Origin of the sequence: Novosphingobium sp. NBM11, from assembly GCF_015390225.1 — a bacterium.
GTDB lineage: Bacteria > Pseudomonadota > Alphaproteobacteria > Sphingomonadales > Sphingomonadaceae > Novosphingobium.
Map to the genome: position 1 here is coordinate 1364170 of NZ_VUOG01000001.1, position 20262 is coordinate 1384431.

The window sequence follows — 20262 nt, forward strand, 5'->3', positions numbered from 1 at the left end:
CCATCCGGCGGGCCGACCGAGAGGATAGATACGAATGGACCTGAGCTTCACCGAAACGCAGGACATGCTGCGCGACACGCTTTCGCGCTTCCTGGCGGACACCTACGACTTTGAAACGCGCAAGAAGATGCTGGAGCGCCCGGAAGGCCGCGATCCGGGCATCTGGCGCGCGCTGGCGACCGAACTGGGCATCCTGTCCGCCCCCTTCACCGAGGAACAGGGCGGACTTGGCGGCGGGCCGCTGGAAAACCTGATCGTGATGGAGGAACTGGGCAAGGTCATCGCGATCGAGCCCTATCTCCAGACCGCCGTGATCGGCGGCGGCGCGCTGAAGGCGGCGGGCGGCGCGATGGCCGATGCGCTGATCCCCGGCATCATCGGCGGCGACGTGATCTTCGCCTTCGCCTATGCCGAGCCGAAGGGCCGCTATGACCTGGCGCGGATCGAAACCACCGCGCGCAAGGATGGCGCCGGCTATGTGCTGAACGGCCACAAGGCGGTGGTCTATGCCGCACCGTGGGCCACGCACCTGCTGGTCACCGCGCGCACCGGCGGATCGGGCAACGAACGCGGCGGCGTGGAGCTGTTCGTGGTGGACGCGAAGAGCGCGGGCGTCACCCGCCGCGATTACCCGACGGTCGACGGGTTCCAGGCATCGGAAGTCTATTTCGAGAACGTCGCCGTGCCCGGCGAAGCGCTGCTGCCGGGCGGCATGGACCTGATCGAGCAGGTGGTGGACGAGGCCACGATGGCGGTCTGCGCCGAAGGCCAGGGCGCCGGGCGCCAGTTGCACGAACTGACGCTGGCCTACACCAAGGAGCGCAAGCAGTTCGGCCAGCCGATCGGCCGGTTCCAGGCGCTGCAGTTCCGCCTGGCCGATATGATGATCGAGGCCGAGCAGGTCGCCTCGATGACGCTGATGGGCACGCTCAAGCTCGATCTTCCGGCCGAACAGCGCAAGGCGGCGGTCAGCCTCGCCAAGGCGAAAGTCTCGAAGTCGCTGCGCTTCATCGGCCAGAACGCGGTGCAGACGCACGGCGGCATCGGCATCACCGTGGAACTGGCCGCCGGCCATTACTTCAAGCGCCTGACGATGATCGAAAGCCAGTTCGGCCCCGCCGACTGGCATCTCGAACGCTACGAGGCGCTGACGCTGCCGGCCTGATCGCCCGCCGATACGCAAACGAACAAAAGGGCATGGACCGGTTCCATGCCCTTTTTCGCATCCGGTCCGGACGAAATCGTCGGCGGCACGAACCCCTGCGGATTTGGCGGCCGGTGGCAAGGCCGCTATCCTCCCCCCCATGGTATTCCGCTTTCCCGATCCCGCATCGCTGTCCTCCCGCCTCGCTCCGTTCCGGCATCGCCTGCTGCGCTGGCGGATCCGGTTCGCCCGGCTCATTCTGCTGCCGGAACTGTCGCCTGACGACGCGCGCGACTTGCGCCATCAGGTGCAGGACGATGGCGCGCTGACGCGCGGTTACATGCTGATGTGCGGCCTTGCCGCCGGAATCGCGGCACTGGGCCTGCTGCAATCCTCAACCGCCGTGGTGATCGGCGCGATGCTGGTCTCTCCGCTGATGAGCCCGATCGCCGCGCTGGGCTTCGGCTTCGCCTCCATTGACGGTCAGCGCATCCGCGATGCCGCGCGCGTGGTGCTGGTGGGCGCGGCGATCGGCATTGCCGCCGGGATGCTGATCACCTGGATCAGCCCGATCCGCAACGCCACGCCCGAACTTCTCGCCCGCACGCAACCCACCCTGCTCGACCTTGCCGTCGCGCTGCTTTCGGGCATCGCCGGCGGGTACGCCACGGTGATGGGCAAGGGCGGAACCGCGATCGGCGTGGCCATCGCCACCGCGCTGATGCCACCGTTGACCACTGTCGGCTATGGCATCGCCACGCTGCAACCCACCTTCGCACTGGGCGCGCTGCTGCTGTTCCTGACCAACCTTTCGGCCATCGCCTTTGCCTTCGCGCTGGTCGCCCGGCTCTCCGGCGCGGCGCGGCCATTGCAGAACGTGCAGTGGACCACCGCGCATACTGTCGCCGGGATTGCCGCGTTCCTCGCGCTGGCCACCCCGCTGGCCATGACGCTGGTGCAGGTGAAGCGCGAGGGCACGCTGCGTTCGTCGGCGAGGAATGCGATCGAGCAGGTTTCAGGCCAGCGGGGCACCAGCATCGCGCAAATGGACGCGCACTGGCCCCTGTTCGGCGATCCCTCGATAAATGCGGTCGTCATCGCCCCGCAATATGCGGCGAACGGCGAACAGCGCGTCCACGATCTCCTTGCCGCCAAAGTCGGGCCTGCGGTCTCGGTCAATCTCCAGCAGGTACTGGCCGCCGACCTGCCCTCGCAAACCCGCGCCATGATCGACGCGGCGATGGAACGCACCGCCGCCGGGATCGCCGCCGACGTGCCGCCCTATGCCCGCATCCGCGCGAGCATCGGCCTGCCCACCACCGCGCTGTGGATCAACCGGACCGAACGCGCGGTGAACATACAACCGGTTGCCGCGCCCGGCTGGAAGCTGGCCGACTATCTCCGGGCCGAACGCATCGCCACCGATGCCGCCGAAGGCTGGAGCGTGCGCGTGATCCCGCCCGCCACACCGGAATTGCGTATCGCACTGACCACCGAGGGAGCCCCCGCCGACACGATTCCCGCCGGTGTCGCGATCTGGGCGTTGCAGCGCTGGGGCGTTGCCCACGTGCGCATCGCCATGCCCGAGGACGCGCACGACGAGGCCCTGCCGAACGCGCTGGCCGGTGCCGGAATCACGGCGCAGACCATGTCCGGCAAGACTGCGCCCGCCGGCACCGCGATTGTGGAAATCTTCGCACCGCCCCCGTTCAGCGGCGACCAGTAGAAGGGCCTGGCGCGGTCAGGACGGCGAGAAGGCCAGCGCCCTGCGGCCCGGCTCGCCCAGCCAATGGCCATCAAGGCCCCACACTTCTCCGATCATCGCGGGGGTAAGCATCGTTTCGGGCGGCCCATCGGCCACGAGGCGCCCGTGATCGAGGATCAGGACGCGATCGGCATGGTTCATCGCCTGCGCAAGATCGTGGAGTACGAGGACCACCCCCGTTCCGCCCCCCGCGAGGATGCGGAAGCGGGCCAGCAAGGCAAGCTGATGCGCGAGATCGAGGCTGGCGAGCGGTTCGTCGGCGAGTATCCAGCCCGGTTCGCCCGCCAGCACGCGCGCCAGCAGGGCGCGGGCGCGCTCGCCGCCGGACAGGGCGGACACCGGGCGCGCGGCGAGATCCGCGAGATCGAGAGCAGCCAGGGCGGCGCGCACGGCGGCGGCGTCCGCTTCGGGTCCGGCGCGGTGCGGCAGGCGACCGAGCCGGACGAGCGTTTCCACGGTGACATCCCAGGCGACCGCGCCGTCCTGCGGCAGAAAGCCGATGGCGCGCGCGCGGGTGAGCGGCGGCAGCGTGGCGACGGGATGGCCATCGAGCAGCGCGACGCCTTCCGTCGGCGCGTGCAGCCCGGCGAGGCAGGCGAGCAGCGTGGACTTGCCCGCGCCGTTGGGGCCGCAGATCGCCGTGATCTGGCCGGGGCGCAGCGCGGTGGTGATCGCCTCCAGCCGGCCGGGAACGGATACCTGCTTGGCGGCGAGCATCACGCGATCTCCCGCCGCATCGCCAGCAGCAGGCGCAGGAAGAACGGCGCCCCGATCAGGCTGAGCGCGATGCCAAGGCGCAGTTCGCCGCCCGCCAGCGGCAGCAGGCGGCACAGGCAATCGGCCACCAGCAACAGCAGCGCCCCGGCCAGCGCGCTCGGCAGCAGTAGCGCGGAGGGGCGGCGGTCGGTCAAGGGACGGACGAGGTGCGGCACGACCAGGCCGACGAACCCGATGATCCCGGCGACCGCCACGCCCGCGCCGACGACGAGGCCCACGCCAGCGACCATCCGCCACAACAGCCGCGCCGGATCGACACCAAGCGAGCGCGCCGCGCTTTCGCCCAGCATGAGCGCATCGAGCGCCGGCCCGGTGCGCCACAGCACCAGCAGGCCAAGCAGCGTGGGCGGCAGCGCGATCAGCACATCGGGCCAGCCGCGATCGGCCAGCGCGCCCATCAGCCAGGTGACGATCTCGCTGAGCGCGAAGGGATTGGGGGCCAGGCTGATGGCGAGGCTGGTGAGCGCGCCGGCCAGGCTGGCGATCATCATTCCCGCGAGCGTAAACAGCGCCACCCCGCCGGTCCGCCCCGCGATCAGCGCGAGCAACGCCATGCCCAGCGCCGCGCCCGCGAGCGCGAACAGCGGCAGCAGCCAGCCTTGCGCGGCATAGCCGGTCCAGAACGACAGCACCGCGCCCAGCGCCGCCATCGGCGCGATGCCGAACAGCCCCGGATCGGCCAGCGGATTGCGCAGGTAGCCCTGCATCGCCGCGCCTGCCGCGCCCAGCCCGCCGCCGACGAGCAGCGCCAGCACTGCGCGCGGCAGGCGCAGTTCGATCAGGATCGGCAGGGCGTTGCGCGCGGCCGGCGCCAGCGGATCGATCCAAACCTGCCCCGCGAGCAACGAGAGCGGCACGGCGAGCGCCAGCGCGGCAAGCAGGAGGGGAACCGGACGCACGGTCATAGCGAAGCCCGCACTTCCCTTAGCCGCGCTACCGCCCGGATGATCGTGGGGCCGCCGCAATAGAGGAGGCCGGGCGCGAGCGTTTCGCGCCGCGTGCCGTCCAGCGCGGCAAGAACCGGATGGTGCAGCCGGCGATCGCCATCGCCGTGCGCGTCGGACGCGATCAGGATCAGGCGTGGCGGATCGGCGAGCATCCGTTCGAGCGGCAGCACGTCCGCCTGGCGCATCCCGCGCGCGGCACTGAAACTGGCGAAGCCGGTATGCCGCAGCAGATCGGCGATCAGCGTGCCTTCGCCCGGCACGATCCCGCCCGATTGCCAGACGACGGTTGGCACGGGGGCCGTGCCCGCCGGCGGCGCGGCAGTGGCCAACGCCGCGTCGATCCGCGCCACAAGCCGCTCGCCGCGCTCCGGATGCCCCGCCAGCGCGGCAATGCGGCGGACCTGCGCGCGGCTGTCGGCCACGGTCATGGCGATGGGAAGCTGGGTGACGGGAATGCCGAGGCGACCGTAGGCCTCGCGCGCAGCCGGGCCGAGGAACGTATCGCCCAGCACGAGATCGGGATGGAGCGCCAGCACTTCCTCCACCGTGCCGCGTGTGGCGGGAAAGCGCCGGGCCAGCGCCACGTCCATCGAACTCGATCGGGGATCGCGGCTGTAGTGTGACAGCGCCAGTACCTGCCCCGGATCGGCCACTTCGGCCAGGATCGCATCGCTGCACGGGTTCAGCGAAACGATCGCGGGGTGCGCGCGCGTGGCCGAAGGCGGAGGCGTGGCCGGCGCGCAAGCGGAAAGAACCGCCAGCAACGCCAGCCTCCAGCCCCACCGCCACAAGGCCGGTGGGGTGGAAGAAGGCAAGGAGCCGCCCGCGTTAATAGCGCACCCGCGCGCCGATGAAGGCGGAGCGGCCCCAGGTGCCGTATCCGGCCGAGGTCTGGTACTTTTCATCGAACAGGTTTTCGACCCGACCGAACAGTTCGAAGAAATCCCCGAACGGCAAGCTGGCGCGCAGCGTGGTCAGCTCGTAGCCATCCAGCCGGGTGCGGTTGCCCGCATCGTCGAAGCTGTCGCTGACAAGGCGGACGTCCGCGCCCAGGGTCAGGCCAGCGAGCGGCGAGGTCCAGTCGGCCGAAACCGTCAGCGCGTTGCGCGGGCGGCGGGCGAGCGCCTTGCCGTAGTTCGCGTCCGCCACGGTCAGGTTGCGGGCGCGGTCATAGGTATAGACCGCCTGCGCCCGGAACGTGGGGCTGACATCGGCGCGCAGTTCCAGTTCCACGCCTTCGGCACGGGTCTTGCCGACGTTGTCGTAGAAGCCGAAGCGCCCGTCCGCGCACAACGGGCTGGTGGCCGAGAAGCACGATACATAGGCGATAAGGTTGCGCGTATCGCGCCGGAACCAGGTGGCCGAGGCGTGGAACACGCCATCGGCCGTGGTGTATTCGACCCCGGCGTCGTAGCTGCGGCTGCGTTCGGGGCTGAGCCCCTGGTTCCCGTAGTCCGAATAGAGCTGGTAGAGCGTGGGCGCCTTGAACCCTTCGCCATAGCTGGCGCGCAGGCGCAGCCCCTGCGCCACGCGGACGCTGCCGTTGGCACCGAACGTCGCCTGCGTGCCGAAGCGGCTGTGATCGTCGACGCGCACGCCGGCGGCAAGGCTGGCCCGGTCGGTGTACCAGCCGAGCAGCGCGTGGCCGCTGGACAGGCGCGCGCTGTGCTGCGCGTCGAAGCTGGACGAGAAGCGCGTCCATTCGCTGTCCCCGCCGAAATCGAGCGCGACATGCGCGGGCAGCGCGATGCGGCCGGTCAGGTCGACGCGCTGGCTGCGGCCCTTGTAGCCGTACTGCGGATCGGCGCCGTAGGTGGGATCGTAGTAGTTCCGGCGCGTATCGGCGAGCGCATAGCCGCCATCGAGCGTAAGCGCGCTGCCGGCATAGTGGAACCCGGCGCGGCCGGAGAACTGGCGGGTCTTCTGGTATTCCGGCGTGTCGCCGAACACGGTGTAAGTCGGCGGCGGATAACCGTCGATATCGAGCTTGCTGTCGGCATAGCGCGCGACGGCGTTGAGCGAGAGATCGGGGGTGAGGTTCACGCGCCCGCGCCCGCCGATGCGCCATTGGCGGTAGCCGTCCGGCTCGGTGCCGACCGCGGCGGCGGAAACGCCATCGGTGCGCGCGTAGCCGCCGTTGAGCGAGAAGGCATAGCGATCGTTGGCCACACCGGCCACGGCATCGGCGGAGACCGTTTCCTTCGCGCCATATTCGACGCTGGCCTCCGCGCCGTTCACTTCCTTGGTCGTCACCGCGATGACGCCGCCGATCGCGGCGCTGCCCCAGACCACGGAGTTCGAGCCGCGCAGCACGTCGATGCGGTCGATTCCGCCGGTCAACAGGTTGCCGAAATCGTAGCCGCCCGAGGGCGAGGACACGTCCTCCACGCGCACGCCATCGATCAGCACCAGCACCTGTTCGGATTCGGACCCGCGCAGGCGCACGCCGGTGAAGGCGCCAAGACCGCCGTTGCGCGAAAAGGTGAGACCGGGCACGCGCTCCAGCACGCGCGTCAGGTCAGCGCCCTGCACTTGCGCGATCTGCTCGGCGGTGATGACGGTGACGGCCTGCCCGGTCTGGTCGAGCCGCAGCTTGCTGCCCGTGGCGAGCACGGTGATCTGCGCATCGGCGGAGACGGCCGGCGCGGCGGGTTGCGCCATATCGTCCTGCGCCAGCGCCGGCGCAGCGGCCAACAGGGATGCGGTAAGGAAAAACAGATACTTGCCCGGCATTCTTCAGACTCCCAGCCCATGAACGAACTGCCGTTCATGGCGGGAGGACCGCCGGGCCAACGGGCGGAACTCGCGACGCGTGCGCCCGGTACACCCCGCCCGGCCGCGGAACGACCACACACCGGCAGGTCTCCTGGCTCTCCGGGTCATCGCCCCCTGCCCGCCTTCCCGGCCGTGCGGCCAGTGGCATCGTGGACAGGGCGCTCGCCGGATACAGTTGCGGGGGCAGCTCCGGTTGGGGACCGTGTTGGTCCTTCGCGGATTCCCTCTAGGCCCGTTGAAGGGCACCGGTGGCGTCGCTGCGGCGCGTAGCCCCGAACGGGGGCACGAGCAAGAGTCTTAACCGATTCACCCTATGACGCGGGTCTGTGCCGCCTTGGGACGGCGCGAACGCCGTGCGTGCGGGACCTGTCCGCGCGCGCTAGCGCAGGAGAGCAAAGGAACGCGTCCAAGACCCGATGCCGCTGGAAATCGCCTACCGTCCGTTCACCCTTCCGACCGGGGCCTTGCCCCCGGCTGCGGAGGAGAACGTGCGCACGGGCGACGCAGAGACGCGCCGCGATCACCTTCCCGCCAACGCCATTGCGGAAGCGGCCGATCCCGCCCCCCTTGTGCCCCGCCCGCGCGATTTTGCCGCGCGCATCCGCCGGCGCGACATGGTCTCGGTGCGGCGCCGGCTGCGGACCCCGTCGATGCTGCGCCAGCGGCTGGCGGGCGTGGCCACGATCGGCCTGTTCGCGATGGTGCTCGGCCCCATCGGCTGGGGCAGCCCCGGCGGGATCGACCGCGCCGCCGCGCAGGCCGAGGCCGGCCCGTTGCAGCCGTTCGAGCAGGCGGGCGAAAGCTTTCCCGGATCGGCCTTCTACTATGTCTCGCCCGACGATACCGGGCTGATCGCGCCCAACGCCGCCGAACAGGCCTGGGCCGCGCACCGCGATGACGAGGAAGTCGCGTCCGCCGTCGAACCCGCCGGCCCCGCCGCGCGGCCGATCTTCGCGCGCGGCAGCGGCGAGGACCAATGGCGCGCGCTGCAGTGCCTGACCGCGGCGATCTATTACGAGGCCGCTTCGGAACCCGACAGCGGCCAGCGCGCGGTGGCGCAAGTGGTGCTGAACCGCGTGGCGCATCCAGCCTTCCCCAATACCGTGTGCGGCGTGGTCTATCAGGGATCGGAACGGCCCGGCTGCCAGTTCAGCTTCGCCTGCGACGGATCGCTGGCGCGCCGGCCGATGGTGGCGTTCTGGGAACGCGCGCGGCGCGTGGCCCGCGATGCGCTGGCGGGCTACGTCTATGCCCCGGTGGGCCTTGCCACGCACTATCACACCAGCGCGATCCACCCCTACTGGGCCGACAGCCTGGCCTTCATCGGCACGATCGGCGCCCATCGCTTCTACCGCTGGAGCGGCGGCGCGGGACGCCCGGCGGCGTTCAACGCGGTCTATGCCGGAGGCGAGCCGATCGCCGCGCCGCATCCGCGCACCTGGACGCCCGCCCCCACCGACATCGCCGATCCGGTCGCGCTCGCCCGCGCCTACGAGGACGGCCGCCTGGCCGCGCTCCAGCAGCAGGCCGCGCCGGTGCCGGCCGCAACGTCCGCCGCGTTCGGGCAAATGCCGCTGCCCCACGCCACCGCGCCCGCCTATGCCCCGGCGATCGAGCAGCGCGGCGGCGATGCCGTGTTCCGCGCGGGCAACCGGCTGCCGGGCGCGCCGGCCACCGGTTCACAACCCGCCGGGTCCAGTCCGGCGGGAGCGAACCTGCCCGGCTCCAACGCAATCCGGCCCGAATACCAGAACAGCGGCAAGTGGATCGCGCAACCGCAGGGGTAGGGTGAGGAGGAGTTCCGCGACGGAGAGTGTGGCACGGCGTTTCGGAAACCAGAATATTCCGGGCTTTGGGCATAAGAAGCCCCTTCATGCTTGTGGCGGCGCTGGCGCTAGCCTGATAACAAGCGTTGCTCGAATGACGAGGGTTACAGATTGTTTGGCGATTTTGTTCTTGCGCTTGTCGGCTTCGGTCTTGTCGGTTTCATGATCAATCGGCTTTACGCTGGACTTACGGATCGACAGCTTCCCGTGAAGGGGCAGGTGTACTCTCGAGCGTCGCGGCCAATTGCATATTGGATCACCATGACGAACGCCACCATCGGCCTGATTTTAGGATCGGGTATTGGTTTTGCAGGGATTGTACTGCTGTTTGGTCGCGGAAACTGATTTTCGCGAATACCCGATAGCGGCAGCCCATTCCGGCATTTGCCACACGCCCTAGGCTCCCGCCGCCGCCTCGCGCGCGATCACGCGGCGCAGGGCGTTGGCATAGACGTCCGGTTCCTGCGCGCCGGGGATCAGGTATTTGCCGTTGACGACCATTGCCGGCACGCCCGAAATGTTCCAGTCCCACGCCTGCTGCTCGCCCGCCACGACGATCGCGGCCAGTTCCGGATCGTCGAGCGCGGCTTGCGCGCGGGCGCGGTCCAGCCCCGCGCTTTCCGCCACATCGAGCAGGACCGCATGGTCCGAAACGTTGCGGCGGTGCTGGAAATGCGCCGCGAACAGCGCCAGCTTCAGCCGCACTTCGGTTTCCGCATCGTAATCGCGCAAGGCATGGACCAGCAGCGTGTGCGCGGCGCGGGTGTTCCACATCATCGCGGGCGGCGGCGTGCCCTCGCCCGACCAGGACAGGCTGGCGCCGGCGCGTTCGGCGATGGCCAGCAATTGCGAGCGGCCTTCCGCCGCCTGTTCCTTGCTGCGCCCGTACTTGCGCATGATATGCGCGCTCTGCTCCTCGCCTTCGGGCGGCATGTCGGGGTTCAGCTCGAAGGGGTGGAAGCGGATCGTCGCCGTCACCTCGTCGCCCAGGATGGCCAGCCCCTTTTGCAGCTGGTGGTAGCCGATCACGCACCACGGGCACATCACGTCCGACCAGATGTCGATCGTCACCGGCTTTGGCGTAGCGGGCGCGGTCATCGGGCGATCCACCATTCCAGCAGGTGCCGCGCCACAGCGTGCTGCGGGGGCGCGATGAAAGGCCCTTCCTCATCGCCGTCCAGCGCCGCCCGCACTTCGGCGCGGGTGAACCAGCGCGCCTCTTCCAGTTCGGTGGTGTCGACGGTGAGCGTGGGATCGTCGGTCAGGCTGTGGCAGCCGATCATCAGCGACGAGGGGAACGGCCACGGCTGACTGGCGACATAGGTCACATCGCGCACGATCACGCCCGCTTCCTCCTGCACTTCGCGCGCCACCGCGCCCTCGATCGATTCGCCCGGTTCGACGAACCCGGCGAGCGCCGAGAAGCGGCGCGGGGGAAAGCGCGGCTGGCGGCCCAGCAGCAGGTTGCCCTGATGCTCCACCAGCATGATCGTGACCGGATCGACGCGCGGGAAGTGCTCCGCCTTGCACGCTTCGTTCGTGCAGGAACGCTGCCAGCCGCCCTTGGCGAGCACGGTGGCATGGCCGCAGCGGGCGCAGAAGCGGTGCCGGGCGTGCCAGTCCACCAGGCTGCGCGCGCCGCCATAGATCGCCAGATCCTGCGATCCCAGCATCGTCATCGCCTGCCACAGGCGCGGGTTGGGCGGCGCGACACTGCCCACCAGACGCGGCGCGACTTCGGCGAAGCAGCCGCGTCCGTCCTCGGTCAGCCCCAGAAACACCAGTTCGGCCTGCGGATCGGCATCGGCCAGCGTGCCCCAGTCCAGCCCGCCTTCGGGCGCGAGCAGCGGGTCCAGCCCGTCCAGCCGCAGCAGGCGCGCGCGCCAGTTCATCAACCCGGCAAGCTTTTCCGGATCGGAGCGGACATGGTCCGCCCGGTCGAGCGCGCTGCCGGCAAAGGCGATGGTGGTTCCGTTCATGCGGCTTTCTTTCCACGAAACAGGTCTGCGATCACAGCCTTGGGGAAGTCCCTTTGCACCGGATAGGCTTCGGAGGGCATGTATTGCGTATAAAGGCCCGCCCGGTTGCCCACGCGATGGTTGATGAAGGCGATCGTACCGGCGGCGCCGGCCCAGCCATACGTCCCCGCATCCACGCCGATGCCCACGCGCCCGCCGGCGCCGAAGCCCCCGCCCGCGATCATCGTGCCGTCGGTGGCGGTGCCGGCGGGAAGCAGGTTGCTGGTGCCCAGCCGCACCGCCGCCTCGCTCATCACGCGCCGCCCATTGATCACGCCATAGCCGAGCAGCATGGTAAGGAAACGATCGTAATCGCGCGGGGAACTCACCAGCCCGGCGCCGCCGAACGGAAACGCCGGCGGATCGAGATAGATCGAGGACGGCGCCGGATCGAGCGGCACCACGAACCCGCCGAGCACGCCGTAGTTCGAGGTCAGCCGGCCGACTTCGCTTTTCGGCACCTGGAACCACGAACTGTCCATGCCCGTGGGGCCGAAGATGCGATCGTGCAGGAAGCGGTCGAACGGCTGGCCCGATACCACCTCGATCACGCGGCCCAGCAGATCGAGCGCGACCGAATAGCTCCATTGCGTGCCGGGTTCATAGACGAGCGGCAGATCGGCCAGACGGTCCGCGAACTCGGCAAGGCTGCGGGGCATGTCGGCGGGTTGCTGCATGCCCGGCAACGGTAGCCGCGTGATCTGGCCGGGCACGATGCCGGCCTGTTCGTAGGCGGCCTTGATCGGTCCCTTCTGGATGATCGAATAGCCCAGCCCCGCCGTGTGAGTCAGCAGGTGGCGGATCGTGATCGGCGTTTTCGCGGGCCGCAGATCGGTGATCGAGCCGTCCGGCGTCACCTGCACCTGCATCTTCGCGAACTTCGGCAGCACGTCCGACAGGGGCTGGTCGAGCCGCAGCCGGCCTTCGTCGATCAGGATCATCGCGGCCATGCCGGTGACCGGCTTGGTCATCGAATAGACGCGGAACAGGCTGTCCATGGTGACGGGGGCGGCTTCGCCCTTCGTTTCGACGCCACGCGCGATGCTTTCCGGCGCGGCGCTGCCCCAGCCGAGCGCCGCGATCATCCCGGGCAGCTTGCCGCCGGACACGTAACCATCGAGCAGTTGCGTCACCGCCGGCCATTGCGCTTCGGCCGCCGCGCTGGCGAAGGCCAGGCGGGGGAACAGGGTGGCCCCGGCTCCCACAAGCATGCCGGCACGCATGATGTCGCGCCGGGAAAGGCCCTGGAACGCGGGCAGAACTTCGCTTCGCATGGGGTCTTCTACCGCCTCTCGCTCATCCTACGCCCCGGCCAGCGCCAGTTGCGCCGCCTTGGCGAATACCGTGGGCAAGCCGGCCTCTTCGATCCCTGCGAGCGGCCACCATTCTCCCTCGGCCAGACTAGCACCGCCAGCGGCATCGCAAAGCATCAATTGCAATTCGAGATCGAAATGGCTGAAGGTGTGCCGGACCAGCCCGCCCGAGCGCCAGCCACCGGCCAGCGGCGGTTCACCGTGGCCATCGGCGCGCGCGTTCCAGCCATCGTCGGGCAAGGCGCGCATCCCGCCCAGCATTCCCTTCCCCGGCCGCCGCACCAGCCAGACCGCGCCATCGCGCACGATCCAGAACGCGCGCCCGCGCCGCGTGGGCCGGGCCTTCTTCGCCGCCTTCACCGGCAGGCGCTCCGGATCGCCCTCGGCATAGGCCCGGCACTCGTCACGTATCGGGCACAACAGGCAGCGCGGCGCCTTCACGGTGCAGACCGTCGCGCCAAGGTCCATCATCGCCTGCGCGAAATCGCCCGCGCGCACTTCGGGCGTGATCGCGTCCGTTGCCTCGCGAATCGCCGGGCGCGCACCGGGCAGCGGCTCCGTGATGGCGAACAGCCGCGCCACCACGCGCTCGACATTGGCATCCACCACCACCGCGCGCCGCCCGAACGCGATCGCGGCGACGGCGGCAGCGGTATAGGCGCCCAGCCCCGGCAAGGCGCGCAGGGCTTCCTCGGTATCGGGGAACGCCCCGCCCATCGCCGCCACGGCGCGCGCGCAGGCGAGCAGGTTGCGGGCGCGGGCGTAGTATCCCAGCCCCGCCCAGGCAGCCATCACATCGGCATCGTCCGCCGCCGCCAGATCGATCACCGCCGGCCAGCGCTGGGTGAACTTCGCGAAATAGGGGCCGACGGCGGCAACCGTGGTCTGCTGGAGCATCACTTCCGACAGCCACACGCGGTAGGGGTCCTGCGTTGGCTCCCCCGGCAGCCGCCGCCACGGCAACCGGCGCGCGTGGACATCGTACCAGGCGAGCAGCTCGCCGGCGATCGTACCCGCACCCGAATTCGTCTCGCCACTGGTCTGCATCGCGCCGCTATGGCATGGCAGCACGCAATATGGAACGCGAAGCAGGAAAGCCCCGGAACGCCCCGCAAAAGACCGGCCACAAGGCGGGTCAAAACGCCGGCAAGCCGTTCGAGCGCGCGCGTGGCGGAGAGGCGCGGCAGATCGCCGACCTGATGCCCGCGATCGGCCGCACCGCCTTTCGCCGCTTCGGCTTCGTGCAGAGTTCGGTGGTCACGCGCTGGCCCGAGATCGTGGGGCAGCACCACGCCCGGCACTGCGCGCCCGAATCGATCCGCTTCCCGCCCGGCGAAAAGGCCGATGGCATTCTCCAGCTGGTCGTCACGCCCGCGCACGCGCCGCTGATCCAGCACGTGATTCCCGAGATCATCGAGCGGGTGAACCGCTTCTTCGGCTATCGCGCGGTGGCGCGTGTCAAGATCCGGCAAGGCCAGGTTCAGGCGCCGCGCGGGAATGACGGCGCGCGGGCCGCGCCGCCTTCGCTCAAGCCCATTCCCATGGAACTGGGAGAATCGCTGCGCGACATCGGCGATCCGGAACTGCGGGCCGTGCTGGAATCGCTGGCGCGCAACCTGGGCGGGAACATTTCGGACGGCAATCAGGACGAGGAAAAGACACAGTGATGCGATCGATCGTGCGGGCCCTGAGCATGCTGGCGCTGGCCTTGGCCGGAATGATGACATGGACCACGGCGGGTGCTGCGGCGGGGACGGGGGCCGGGACCGCAGCGGGCCGCCTGCCCGCCACCACGCGCCCGCCGACCACGATCGTCACCCGCACGGCCACCGAAAGCCACATCCTGGGCAACCCAGCCGCGCCGGTGAAGCTGGTGGAATACATCAGCTATACCTGCCCGCACTGCGCCGAATTCCACCATGAATCGCTGGCGCAGCTCCAGATCGGGTTCATCGGCAACAGCAAGGGTTCGGTCGAGATCCGCAGCTTCGTGCGCGATCCGGTGGACATGACCGTAGCCCTGCTGACGCATTGCGGGCCGCCGTCGAAATTCGTCACCCTGCACAACGCCTTTCTGGGCAGGCAGGCCGACTGGATCGGCCCGATGGTTTCCGCCAACGCGGCCCAGCGGCAGCGCTGGACCGCCGGCGATTTCGCCAGCCGCACCCGCGCTATCGCCAGCGATTTCCATTTCTACGAGATCATGGCGACGCACGGCTTCGACCGCCCCGCCACCGACCGCTGCCTGGCCAACAAGGCCCTGGCCGACAAGCTGGCCAAGGGCACGCAGGACGCGGTGGACAAGGACTTCGTCACCGGTACGCCCAGCTTCGTGCTCAACGGCGTTCCGCTTTCGGGCACCTATACCTGGGAAGCGCTGAAGCCGCAGATCGAAGCCCGCCTGCACTGATCGGCCACGCACGTTCTTCAATCCGGCTTCAATCCAGCGCGCGGATCGGCTAGCCCTTGTCCCAAGCGCCACTTCCAATTCCGGGAACAGCATCCATGAAACTTACCCGTAGCCGTCTTCTCCTGCTTGCCCTGCCGCTGGCGCTGGGCCTTTCCGCGTGCGGCAAGAAGGATGAGGTGGGCGCCGGAGCCGAAACCGCCGCGCCGATCGCGAAGATCGCGCCGCCGGCCGGCAAGGCGTGGACCGACGTGATCAGCGCCACGCCCGATGGCGGCTACCTGATGGGCAATCCGCAGGCACCGCTCAAGCTGATCGAGTTCGGCGCGCTGAGCTGTTCGCACTGCGCCGCCTTCTCCAAGGAAGGCTTTCCCAAGCTGAAGGACGAATACATCGCCAGCGGTCGGGTCAGCTACGAACTGCGCCTGTTCATGCTCAACGCGCTCGACGTGCCGGCCGCACTGCTGGCCACTTGCGGTTCGCCCGAGGCGGTGATCCCGCTGAGCGAACAGTTCTGGGACTGGCAGCCCAACATGTTCACCAACCTGCAGAAGGATGAAGCCCGCTTCAAGGCGCTGGCCGAACAGCCGCCGGCGCAGCGCTTCGCCGGCATCGCCCAGCTGGGCGGCATGACCGACTTCTTCGCCGCGCGCGGCATCGCCGCCGACCAGGGCGCCAAGTGCCTGTCCGATACCGCGAAAGCCACCGAACTCGCCAATCGCACCGACAAGGCGACCAAGGACTTCAACGTCACCGGCACGCCCACATTCATCCTGAATGGCAAGAATCTGGAAGTTGCAAGCTGGCAGGAACTGGAACCGCTGCTACAAAAAGCTGGCGCGCGCTAAAGGGGAGCACGCGCGGAAGGGGGGCTAATGGAATTCAGGCGCTTGAAGCTGACCGGCTTCAAGAGCTTTGTGGAACCCGCCGAACTCCGGATCGAACCGGGGTTGACGGGCATTGTCGGCCCCAACGGTTGCGGAAAATCGAACCTGCTGGAAGCGATCCGCTGGGTCATGGGCGAAAGCTCGGCCCGGTCGATGCGCGGCGGCGGCATGGAAGACGTGATCTTCGCGGGCACCACCCAGCGCCCCGCGCGCGCCTTTGCCGAAGTGATGCTGACGGCGACGACCGATCCTTCCGGGCCGTTCGGCGGCGAACTGGAAGTGGTGCGTCGCATCGAACGCGGCGCGGGCAGCGCCTATCGCGTCAACGGCAAGGACGTGCGCGCCAAGGACGTGGCGCTGGTCTTCGCCGATGCCGCCACCGGCGCGCACAGCCCGGCGCTGGTCAGCCAGGGCCGCATCGCGGCGGTGATCGCCGCGCGCCCCGCCGAACGGCGCATGATGCTGGAGGAAGCGGCGGGGATCGCCGGCCTGCACGTCCGCCGGCGCGATGCGGAACAGAAGCTGCGCGCCACCGAAACCAATCTCGAACGGCTGGTGGACCTGCTGGCGGGGCTGGAAGGCCAGATCGCCACGCTGCGTCGGCAGGCGCGCGCCGCCGAACGCTACAAGGCGGTAAGCGAACGCATCCGCGTGGCCGAGGCGCGCATGGTCTTTGCCCGCTGGCGCGACGCGGCGGACGCGGCCGACGCGGCGCGGCGGGAAGCGAAGGCCAGCGAGGAGGCCGTCGTCAGCGCGCAGGCCGCCGCGCGCGCGGCCCAGCTGGCGCAACATGCCGCCGCCACCGCGCTGGCCGAAGCGCGCGACGAACTGTTCGATCGCCGGCAGGATGCTTCGGCACACGGCCAGCGCATGGCCGCACTGACCACCCAGCTGGAGGCGGCCGAACAACGGCTGGCCGACCTTGACCGGCAATTGCAGCGGCTGGACGATGATCGCACCCACGCCGATCGCATGACCGAGGACGCGGCCGCGGCGCTGGCCCGGCTCGATGACGACATCGCCGCCGCCGAAGCCGCGCTGGCGGCCGACGAGGAGCGGCGCCCGCGCCTGGCCGCCGCGCTGGACGACGCCGATCGCGCCGCGCGTTCGGCCGAACTCGCGCTGGCGCAGCGCGTGGCCGAACAGGCCGGGATCGATGCCGACTGGCGCGTGGCCGAGGCGGCCGTCGCGGCGGCCCGCCAGCTGTGCGAACGGCACGACGCCGACGCGGCGCGGCTGCGGCAGCAGGTCGATCAGCTGGCGCGCGAAGGCGATCCCGGCGCGCAGATCGCCGCGGCGGAGGCGCGGCGCGCCGAGGCTGCCGCCGCGCTCGCCACGGCGCAGACGGAGCGGACCGACCTGCTGACCCTGCGCGAAACCCTGACCGCCGAACGCGATCACACCGGCAGCGCGCTTGCCGCCGCGCGCGCCGAACTCGCCGGGGTCGAGCGCGAGCACGACGCCCTCGCCCGCGACAAGGCGGCGCGCGCGCGCCAGGCCGCCGGGGGGCACGGCATCACCGCGCTGGCCGCGCTACGCGTGGCGCCGGGCTTCGAACGCGCGGTAGCCGCCGTGCTCGGTCGCGATGCCGGCGCGCCGGTGGGGCCGGCGCCGGCGGATACCGACGGGCGCTTCTGGACCGGCGCCAAAGCCGACGCCGCGCTCCCCTATTCGCTGCTGCACCACGTGCCGCAGTGTCCTCCCGAACTGGCGGCGCGTTTCGGGTTGGTGCGCGTGGTCGATCGCGACGAGGGGCAGACGCTTGCCCCCGGCGAATGGCTGGTGACGCGCGCCGGCTACCTGCGGCGCTGGGACGGCTTCGTCGCGCGCGGCGAAGGCGCGGCCGAAGCGGCCACGCTGGAAGCGGAGAACCGGCTGGTCGAACTGGCCGCGCGCTTGCCCGCGTTGCGCGGCGGGGTGAGCGAAGCGGAAGCGGCCGCCGAAGCGGCGCGCATGGCGCTGGCGGACGCGCAAGCCCGGCTGGGCGCGGCCGAGCGCACGATGACCGCCGCCGCCGACGCCGAGCGCGCGGCGCTGCGTGCGCTGGACCAGGCCGAAGCCGCCCGCGCCCGCGCCGAAGCCCGCCGCGCCGAACTCGATCACGCGCTGGCCGAACTCGCCGACCGCCAGACCGCGGCGGCAACCGAACGCGCCAGCGCCGAAGCGAAGCGCGCGCACTTGCCCGATCCCGCCGCCGGGCGCGCGGCGGTCGAGGCGGCACGCACGCGCAACGATGCCGCCCGGCAGGCGCTGCAGACGGCTTCGGCCTCCATCGCCGCGCTGGAACAGGGCCTTGCCGTGGGGCGCGAGCGGCTGGGCGTCCACCGCTCGGACATCCGCAACTGGCAGGCGCGCGCCAGCGACGCGGCAAAACGGCTCGCGGACATGGCCGGCCGGCGTGACGAACTGGCGCAGGAACGCGCGATCAGCGCCGCGCGCCCCGCCGCGCTGCTGCGCGAGATCGAGGACGCCGAATCGATCCGCACGCGGCTGGGCAGGGAACTGGCGCAGGCCGAAGCCGCGCTCGCCGGTGCCGATGCCGGCGCCAAGGCCGCCGACACGGCGCTGGGCGCGGCCAACGAAACGCTCGCCGCCGCGCGCGAACGGCGCGCCGGCGCGACGGCCCGCGCGGAAAGCGACGACGCGCGCCGTCAGGAAATGGCCAGCCTTTCCGGCGAACGGTTCCAGTGCCCGCCGCCGCTGCTGCCCGAACGGTTCGACTTCGCCTCCGACGATATCGGCAACGCCGCCGAGGAAACCGCGCGGCACGATCTGCTGATCGCCGAACGCGAACGCATCGGCCCCGTCAACCTGCTCGCCGCCGACGAACTGGCCGATGCCGAGGAACGCCACGGCGCCAGCATCACCGAACAGGCCGAACTGACCGAGGCCGTGCATCGCCTGCGCGGATCGATCGGCAACCTCAACCGCGAAGGGCGCGAACGCCTGCGCGCCGCGTTCGAGGCGGTGGACGCCCATTTCCGCCGCCTGTTCGCGCGCCTGTTCGGCGGCGGCGAGGCGCATCTGGCGCTGGTGGACAGCGACGATCCGCTGGAAGCCGGCCTCGAAATCTTCGCCCAGCCGCCGGGCAAGCGCCTGCAATCGCTGACGCTGCTGTCGGGCGGCGAGCAGGCGCTGACCGCCGTGGCGCTGATCTTCGCGCTGTTCCTCACCAACCCCGCGCCGATCTGTGTGCTGGACGAAGTGGACGCCCCGCTCGACGACGCCAACGTCGAACGCTTCTGCGACATGCTCGACGCGATGGTCGGTGAAACCGACACGCGCTACCTCATCGTCACCCACAACGCGGTGACGATGAGCCGGATGCACCGCCTGTTCGGCGTGACCATGGTGGAAAAAGGCGTCTCGCGGCTGGTCAGCGTGGACCTTGGCGCCGCCGAGGAACTCCTGGCGACGGCGTAGCGGCGTGGACAAATTCGGGCATGGTCGGAGCGGCAGTTATCGACGCGGTTGCGGACGTTGAGATACGCTGGCAATCTCACGTTGTGACACTCTTTGATGAAAATGCGGAAGTGCTTCGCGGAATGAGGGATCGAGGCGTTGATTTGGACGTCGAGCGAACTGTTGACTTCTCGCATATTTTTCCAACTGAACGCGACGCACACAATTTCATTCAAGCCTGCTCGAAAGCGGGTTTTGCTGCAGTGAAAACGACCGTCGCTGACATGGACGATTTCGACGTAACGGTGTCGAAGGCGATGACGCCTAGCTGCGTTCAGATTTCCGAAACGGAAGATTTGCTGGGGAAGTTAGCAAGTCGGCACAACGGGCGTGCGGATGGCTGGGGTTTTTGGTCGAACTAAATGTCCGCTCCCCCCGCCTCTCCTGCCGTTCAGCCCCTCGTCGGCGATCCCGAATAGCGGTCGTTTCTATATAGCGGGATTTGTCCCCCCGCCCCAGGGCCAACCATCAGCCGTCATCCAGCACATAGCGCGGCCCGCTTCCTTCCTCCCCGGCACGGTCATCCGGGTTGTAGAGGCGACAGCGCGCCAGGCTGAGGCAGCCGCAGCCGATGCAGGCGTCCAGCTTCTCGCGCGTGCGCTCCAGCGTGGCGATGCGGCGGTCGATCTCGCCCCGCAGCGAACGGCTGATCCGCGCCCAGTCGCGCGCATTGGGCGTGCGCCCCTGCGGCAGCGCGGCCAGTTCGCGCTCGATCTCGGCCAGTCCGAGCCCCAGCTTCTGCGCGATCAGGATGAAGCTGAGCCGCCGGATGTCCGACCGCAGGAAGCGCCGCTGGTTGCCGCTGCTGCGCACCGATTCGATCAGCCCGCGCTGCTCGTAATAGCGGATGGCGGACACGGCGAGGCCGGTACGCCGCGCCAGCGCGCCGATCGGGATCAGGTCGTTACGGTTCATGAAGCCATCGTAATCATAACTTGACC

The 20262-nt window shown here is 69.7% G+C and carries 18 protein-coding genes and 1 riboswitch; of the genes, 9 read left to right on the forward strand and 9 right to left on the reverse strand.

The window, feature by feature from the left end; genetic code table 11:
* The first annotated feature begins 34 nt into the window (after positions 1 to 34).
* Together F1640_RS06475 and F1640_RS06480 are read left to right on the forward strand one after the other, a co-directional pair.
* Entirely contained in the window at positions 35 to 1165 is a 1131-nt protein-coding gene (locus tag F1640_RS06475; RefSeq protein ID WP_194918333.1) for an acyl-CoA dehydrogenase family protein, read from the forward strand.
* A 139-nt stretch (positions 1166 to 1304) separates the two neighbouring features.
* Complete coding sequence (locus F1640_RS06480) at positions 1305 to 2870, forward strand: DUF389 domain-containing protein (protein WP_194918335.1); 1566 nt, start codon at positions 1305 to 1307, stop codon at positions 2868 to 2870.
* A gap of 15 nt (positions 2871 to 2885) precedes the next feature.
* Here the strand turns inward: F1640_RS06480 and F1640_RS06485 are convergent, their stop codons facing one another.
* The 4 genes from F1640_RS06485 to F1640_RS06500 form a co-directional block, all read right to left on the reverse strand.
* A complete protein-coding gene (locus F1640_RS06485; protein WP_194918336.1) occupies positions 2886 to 3626 on the reverse strand; it encodes an ABC transporter ATP-binding protein in 741 nt (246 codons plus the stop codon).
* Positions 3626 to 4591 (reverse strand): iron ABC transporter permease, encoded by a 966-nt coding sequence (locus tag F1640_RS06490; protein WP_194918338.1) that lies wholly within the window; start codon positions 4589 to 4591, stop codon positions 3626 to 3628. The genes F1640_RS06485 and F1640_RS06490 overlap by 1 nt, the downstream gene beginning before the upstream one ends.
* Entirely contained in the window at positions 4588 to 5397 is an 810-nt protein-coding gene (locus F1640_RS06495) for an ABC transporter substrate-binding protein (RefSeq protein WP_255530294.1), read from the reverse strand. Before F1640_RS06495 ends, F1640_RS06490 begins: the two co-directional genes overlap by 4 nt.
* Before the next feature lie 64 nt (positions 5398 to 5461).
* Positions 5462 to 7366 carry a TonB-dependent siderophore receptor gene (locus F1640_RS06500; RefSeq protein WP_194918342.1) on the reverse strand — a complete coding sequence of 635 codons (1905 nt, stop codon included), beginning with the start codon at positions 7364 to 7366 and terminating at the stop codon, positions 5462 to 5464.
* Between the two features lie 105 nt (positions 7367 to 7471).
* A riboswitch (cobalamin riboswitch) is annotated at positions 7472 to 7673 on the reverse strand.
* Positions 7674 to 7824: 151 nt separating this feature from the next.
* Here F1640_RS06500 and F1640_RS06505 point away from each other — a divergent pair.
* Together F1640_RS06505 and F1640_RS06510 are read left to right on the forward strand one after the other, a co-directional pair.
* Entirely contained in the window at positions 7825 to 9195 is a 1371-nt protein-coding gene (locus tag F1640_RS06505; RefSeq protein WP_255530295.1) for a cell wall hydrolase, read from the forward strand.
* Positions 9196 to 9345: 150 nt separating this feature from the next.
* Positions 9346 to 9579 (forward strand): hypothetical protein, encoded by a 234-nt coding sequence (locus F1640_RS06510; RefSeq protein ID WP_194918344.1) that lies wholly within the window; start codon positions 9346 to 9348, stop codon positions 9577 to 9579.
* A gap of 51 nt (positions 9580 to 9630) precedes the next feature.
* On the opposite strand, the gene F1640_RS06515 is transcribed toward F1640_RS06510, so the two are convergent.
* Genes F1640_RS06515 through F1640_RS06530 form a run of 4 tightly spaced genes read right to left on the reverse strand, consistent with a single transcriptional unit; the run spans position 9631 to position 13612 of the window.
* Complete coding sequence (locus F1640_RS06515) at positions 9631 to 10332, reverse strand: DsbA family oxidoreductase (RefSeq protein WP_194918346.1); 702 nt, start codon at positions 10330 to 10332, stop codon at positions 9631 to 9633.
* Positions 10329 to 11213, reverse strand: a complete 885-nt coding sequence (nudC, locus tag F1640_RS06520) for an NAD(+) diphosphatase (RefSeq protein WP_194918348.1) — start codon at positions 11211 to 11213, stop codon at positions 10329 to 10331. The genes F1640_RS06515 and nudC overlap by 4 nt, the downstream gene beginning before the upstream one ends.
* Positions 11210 to 12526 carry a serine hydrolase gene (locus F1640_RS06525; protein WP_194918349.1) on the reverse strand — a complete coding sequence of 439 codons (1317 nt, stop codon included), beginning with the start codon at positions 12524 to 12526 and terminating at the stop codon, positions 11210 to 11212. The genes nudC and F1640_RS06525 overlap by 4 nt, the downstream gene beginning before the upstream one ends.
* Before the next feature lie 27 nt (positions 12527 to 12553).
* Positions 12554 to 13612 carry an A/G-specific adenine glycosylase gene (locus F1640_RS06530; protein WP_194918350.1) on the reverse strand — a complete coding sequence of 353 codons (1059 nt, stop codon included), beginning with the start codon at positions 13610 to 13612 and terminating at the stop codon, positions 12554 to 12556.
* 29 nt (positions 13613 to 13641) lie between these two features.
* Between F1640_RS06530 and F1640_RS06535 the strand changes: the two genes are divergently transcribed.
* The 5 genes from F1640_RS06535 to F1640_RS06555 all read left to right on the forward strand — a co-directional run bounded on the left by F1640_RS06535 (position 13642) and on the right by F1640_RS06555 (position 19683).
* Complete coding sequence (locus F1640_RS06535; protein WP_194921221.1) at positions 13642 to 14232, forward strand: DUF721 domain-containing protein; 591 nt, start codon at positions 13642 to 13644, stop codon at positions 14230 to 14232.
* Positions 14232 to 14975 carry a thioredoxin domain-containing protein gene (locus tag F1640_RS06540; RefSeq protein WP_255530476.1) on the forward strand — a complete coding sequence of 248 codons (744 nt, stop codon included), beginning with the start codon at positions 14232 to 14234 and terminating at the stop codon, positions 14973 to 14975. The genes F1640_RS06535 and F1640_RS06540 overlap by 1 nt, the downstream gene beginning before the upstream one ends.
* A 95-nt stretch (positions 14976 to 15070) precedes the next feature.
* On the forward strand, positions 15071 to 15820 hold the full coding sequence (locus F1640_RS06545) for a thioredoxin domain-containing protein (protein WP_194918351.1): 750 nt from the start codon (positions 15071 to 15073) through the stop codon (positions 15818 to 15820).
* A gap of 27 nt (positions 15821 to 15847) precedes the next feature.
* The gene (smc, locus tag F1640_RS06550) at positions 15848 to 19282 is read left to right on the forward strand and encodes a chromosome segregation protein SMC (protein ID WP_194918352.1); all 3435 of its coding nucleotides are present in this window, start codon (positions 15848 to 15850) and stop codon (positions 19280 to 19282) included.
* Positions 19283 to 19302: 20 nt separating this feature from the next.
* A complete protein-coding gene (locus tag F1640_RS06555) occupies positions 19303 to 19683 on the forward strand; it encodes a ribonuclease E inhibitor RraB (RefSeq protein WP_124811182.1) in 381 nt (126 codons plus the stop codon).
* A gap of 106 nt (positions 19684 to 19789) precedes the next feature.
* Here the strand turns inward: F1640_RS06555 and soxR are convergent, their stop codons facing one another.
* Positions 19790 to 20236 carry a redox-sensitive transcriptional activator SoxR gene (soxR, locus tag F1640_RS06560; RefSeq protein WP_124811183.1) on the reverse strand — a complete coding sequence of 149 codons (447 nt, stop codon included), beginning with the start codon at positions 20234 to 20236 and terminating at the stop codon, positions 19790 to 19792.
* Positions 20237 to 20262: the final 26 nt, after the last annotated feature.

What these genes read in the sequence shown, in the direction of transcription:
- F1640_RS06475 (WP_194918333.1), top strand. Translation starts at nt 35, where the DNA reads ATGGACCTGAGCTTCACCGAAACGCAGGACATGCTGCGCGACACGCTT.
- F1640_RS06525 (WP_194918349.1), bottom strand. Translation starts at nt 12,526, where the DNA reads ATGCGAAGCGAAGTTCTGCCCGCGTTCCAGGGCCTTTCCCGGCGCGAC.
- F1640_RS06480 (WP_194918335.1), top strand. Translation starts at nt 1,305, where the DNA reads ATGGTATTCCGCTTTCCCGATCCCGCATCGCTGTCCTCCCGCCTCGCT.
- F1640_RS06545 (WP_194918351.1), top strand. Translation starts at nt 15,071, where the DNA reads ATGAAACTTACCCGTAGCCGTCTTCTCCTGCTTGCCCTGCCGCTGGCG.
- F1640_RS06535 (WP_194921221.1), top strand. Translation starts at nt 13,642, where the DNA reads ATGGAACGCGAAGCAGGAAAGCCCCGGAACGCCCCGCAAAAGACCGGC.
- nudC (WP_194918348.1), bottom strand. Translation starts at nt 11,213, where the DNA reads ATGAACGGAACCACCATCGCCTTTGCCGGCAGCGCGCTCGACCGGGCG.
- F1640_RS06500 (WP_194918342.1), bottom strand. Translation starts at nt 7,366, where the DNA reads ATGCCGGGCAAGTATCTGTTTTTCCTTACCGCATCCCTGTTGGCCGCT.
- F1640_RS06530 (WP_194918350.1), bottom strand. Translation starts at nt 13,612, where the DNA reads ATGCAGACCAGTGGCGAGACGAATTCGGGTGCGGGTACGATCGCCGGC.
- smc (WP_194918352.1), top strand. Translation starts at nt 15,848, where the DNA reads ATGGAATTCAGGCGCTTGAAGCTGACCGGCTTCAAGAGCTTTGTGGAA.
- F1640_RS06515 (WP_194918346.1), bottom strand. Translation starts at nt 10,332, where the DNA reads ATGACCGCGCCCGCTACGCCAAAGCCGGTGACGATCGACATCTGGTCG.
- F1640_RS06485 (WP_194918336.1), bottom strand. Translation starts at nt 3,626, where the DNA reads ATGCTCGCCGCCAAGCAGGTATCCGTTCCCGGCCGGCTGGAGGCGATC.
- F1640_RS06490 (WP_194918338.1), bottom strand. Translation starts at nt 4,591, where the DNA reads ATGACCGTGCGTCCGGTTCCCCTCCTGCTTGCCGCGCTGGCGCTCGCC.
- F1640_RS06555 (WP_124811182.1), top strand. Translation starts at nt 19,303, where the DNA reads ATGGTCGGAGCGGCAGTTATCGACGCGGTTGCGGACGTTGAGATACGC.
- F1640_RS06540 (WP_255530476.1), top strand. Translation starts at nt 14,232, where the DNA reads ATGCGATCGATCGTGCGGGCCCTGAGCATGCTGGCGCTGGCCTTGGCC.
- soxR (WP_124811183.1), bottom strand. Translation starts at nt 20,236, where the DNA reads ATGAACCGTAACGACCTGATCCCGATCGGCGCGCTGGCGCGGCGTACC.
- F1640_RS06505 (WP_255530295.1), top strand. Translation starts at nt 7,825, where the DNA reads ATGCCGCTGGAAATCGCCTACCGTCCGTTCACCCTTCCGACCGGGGCC.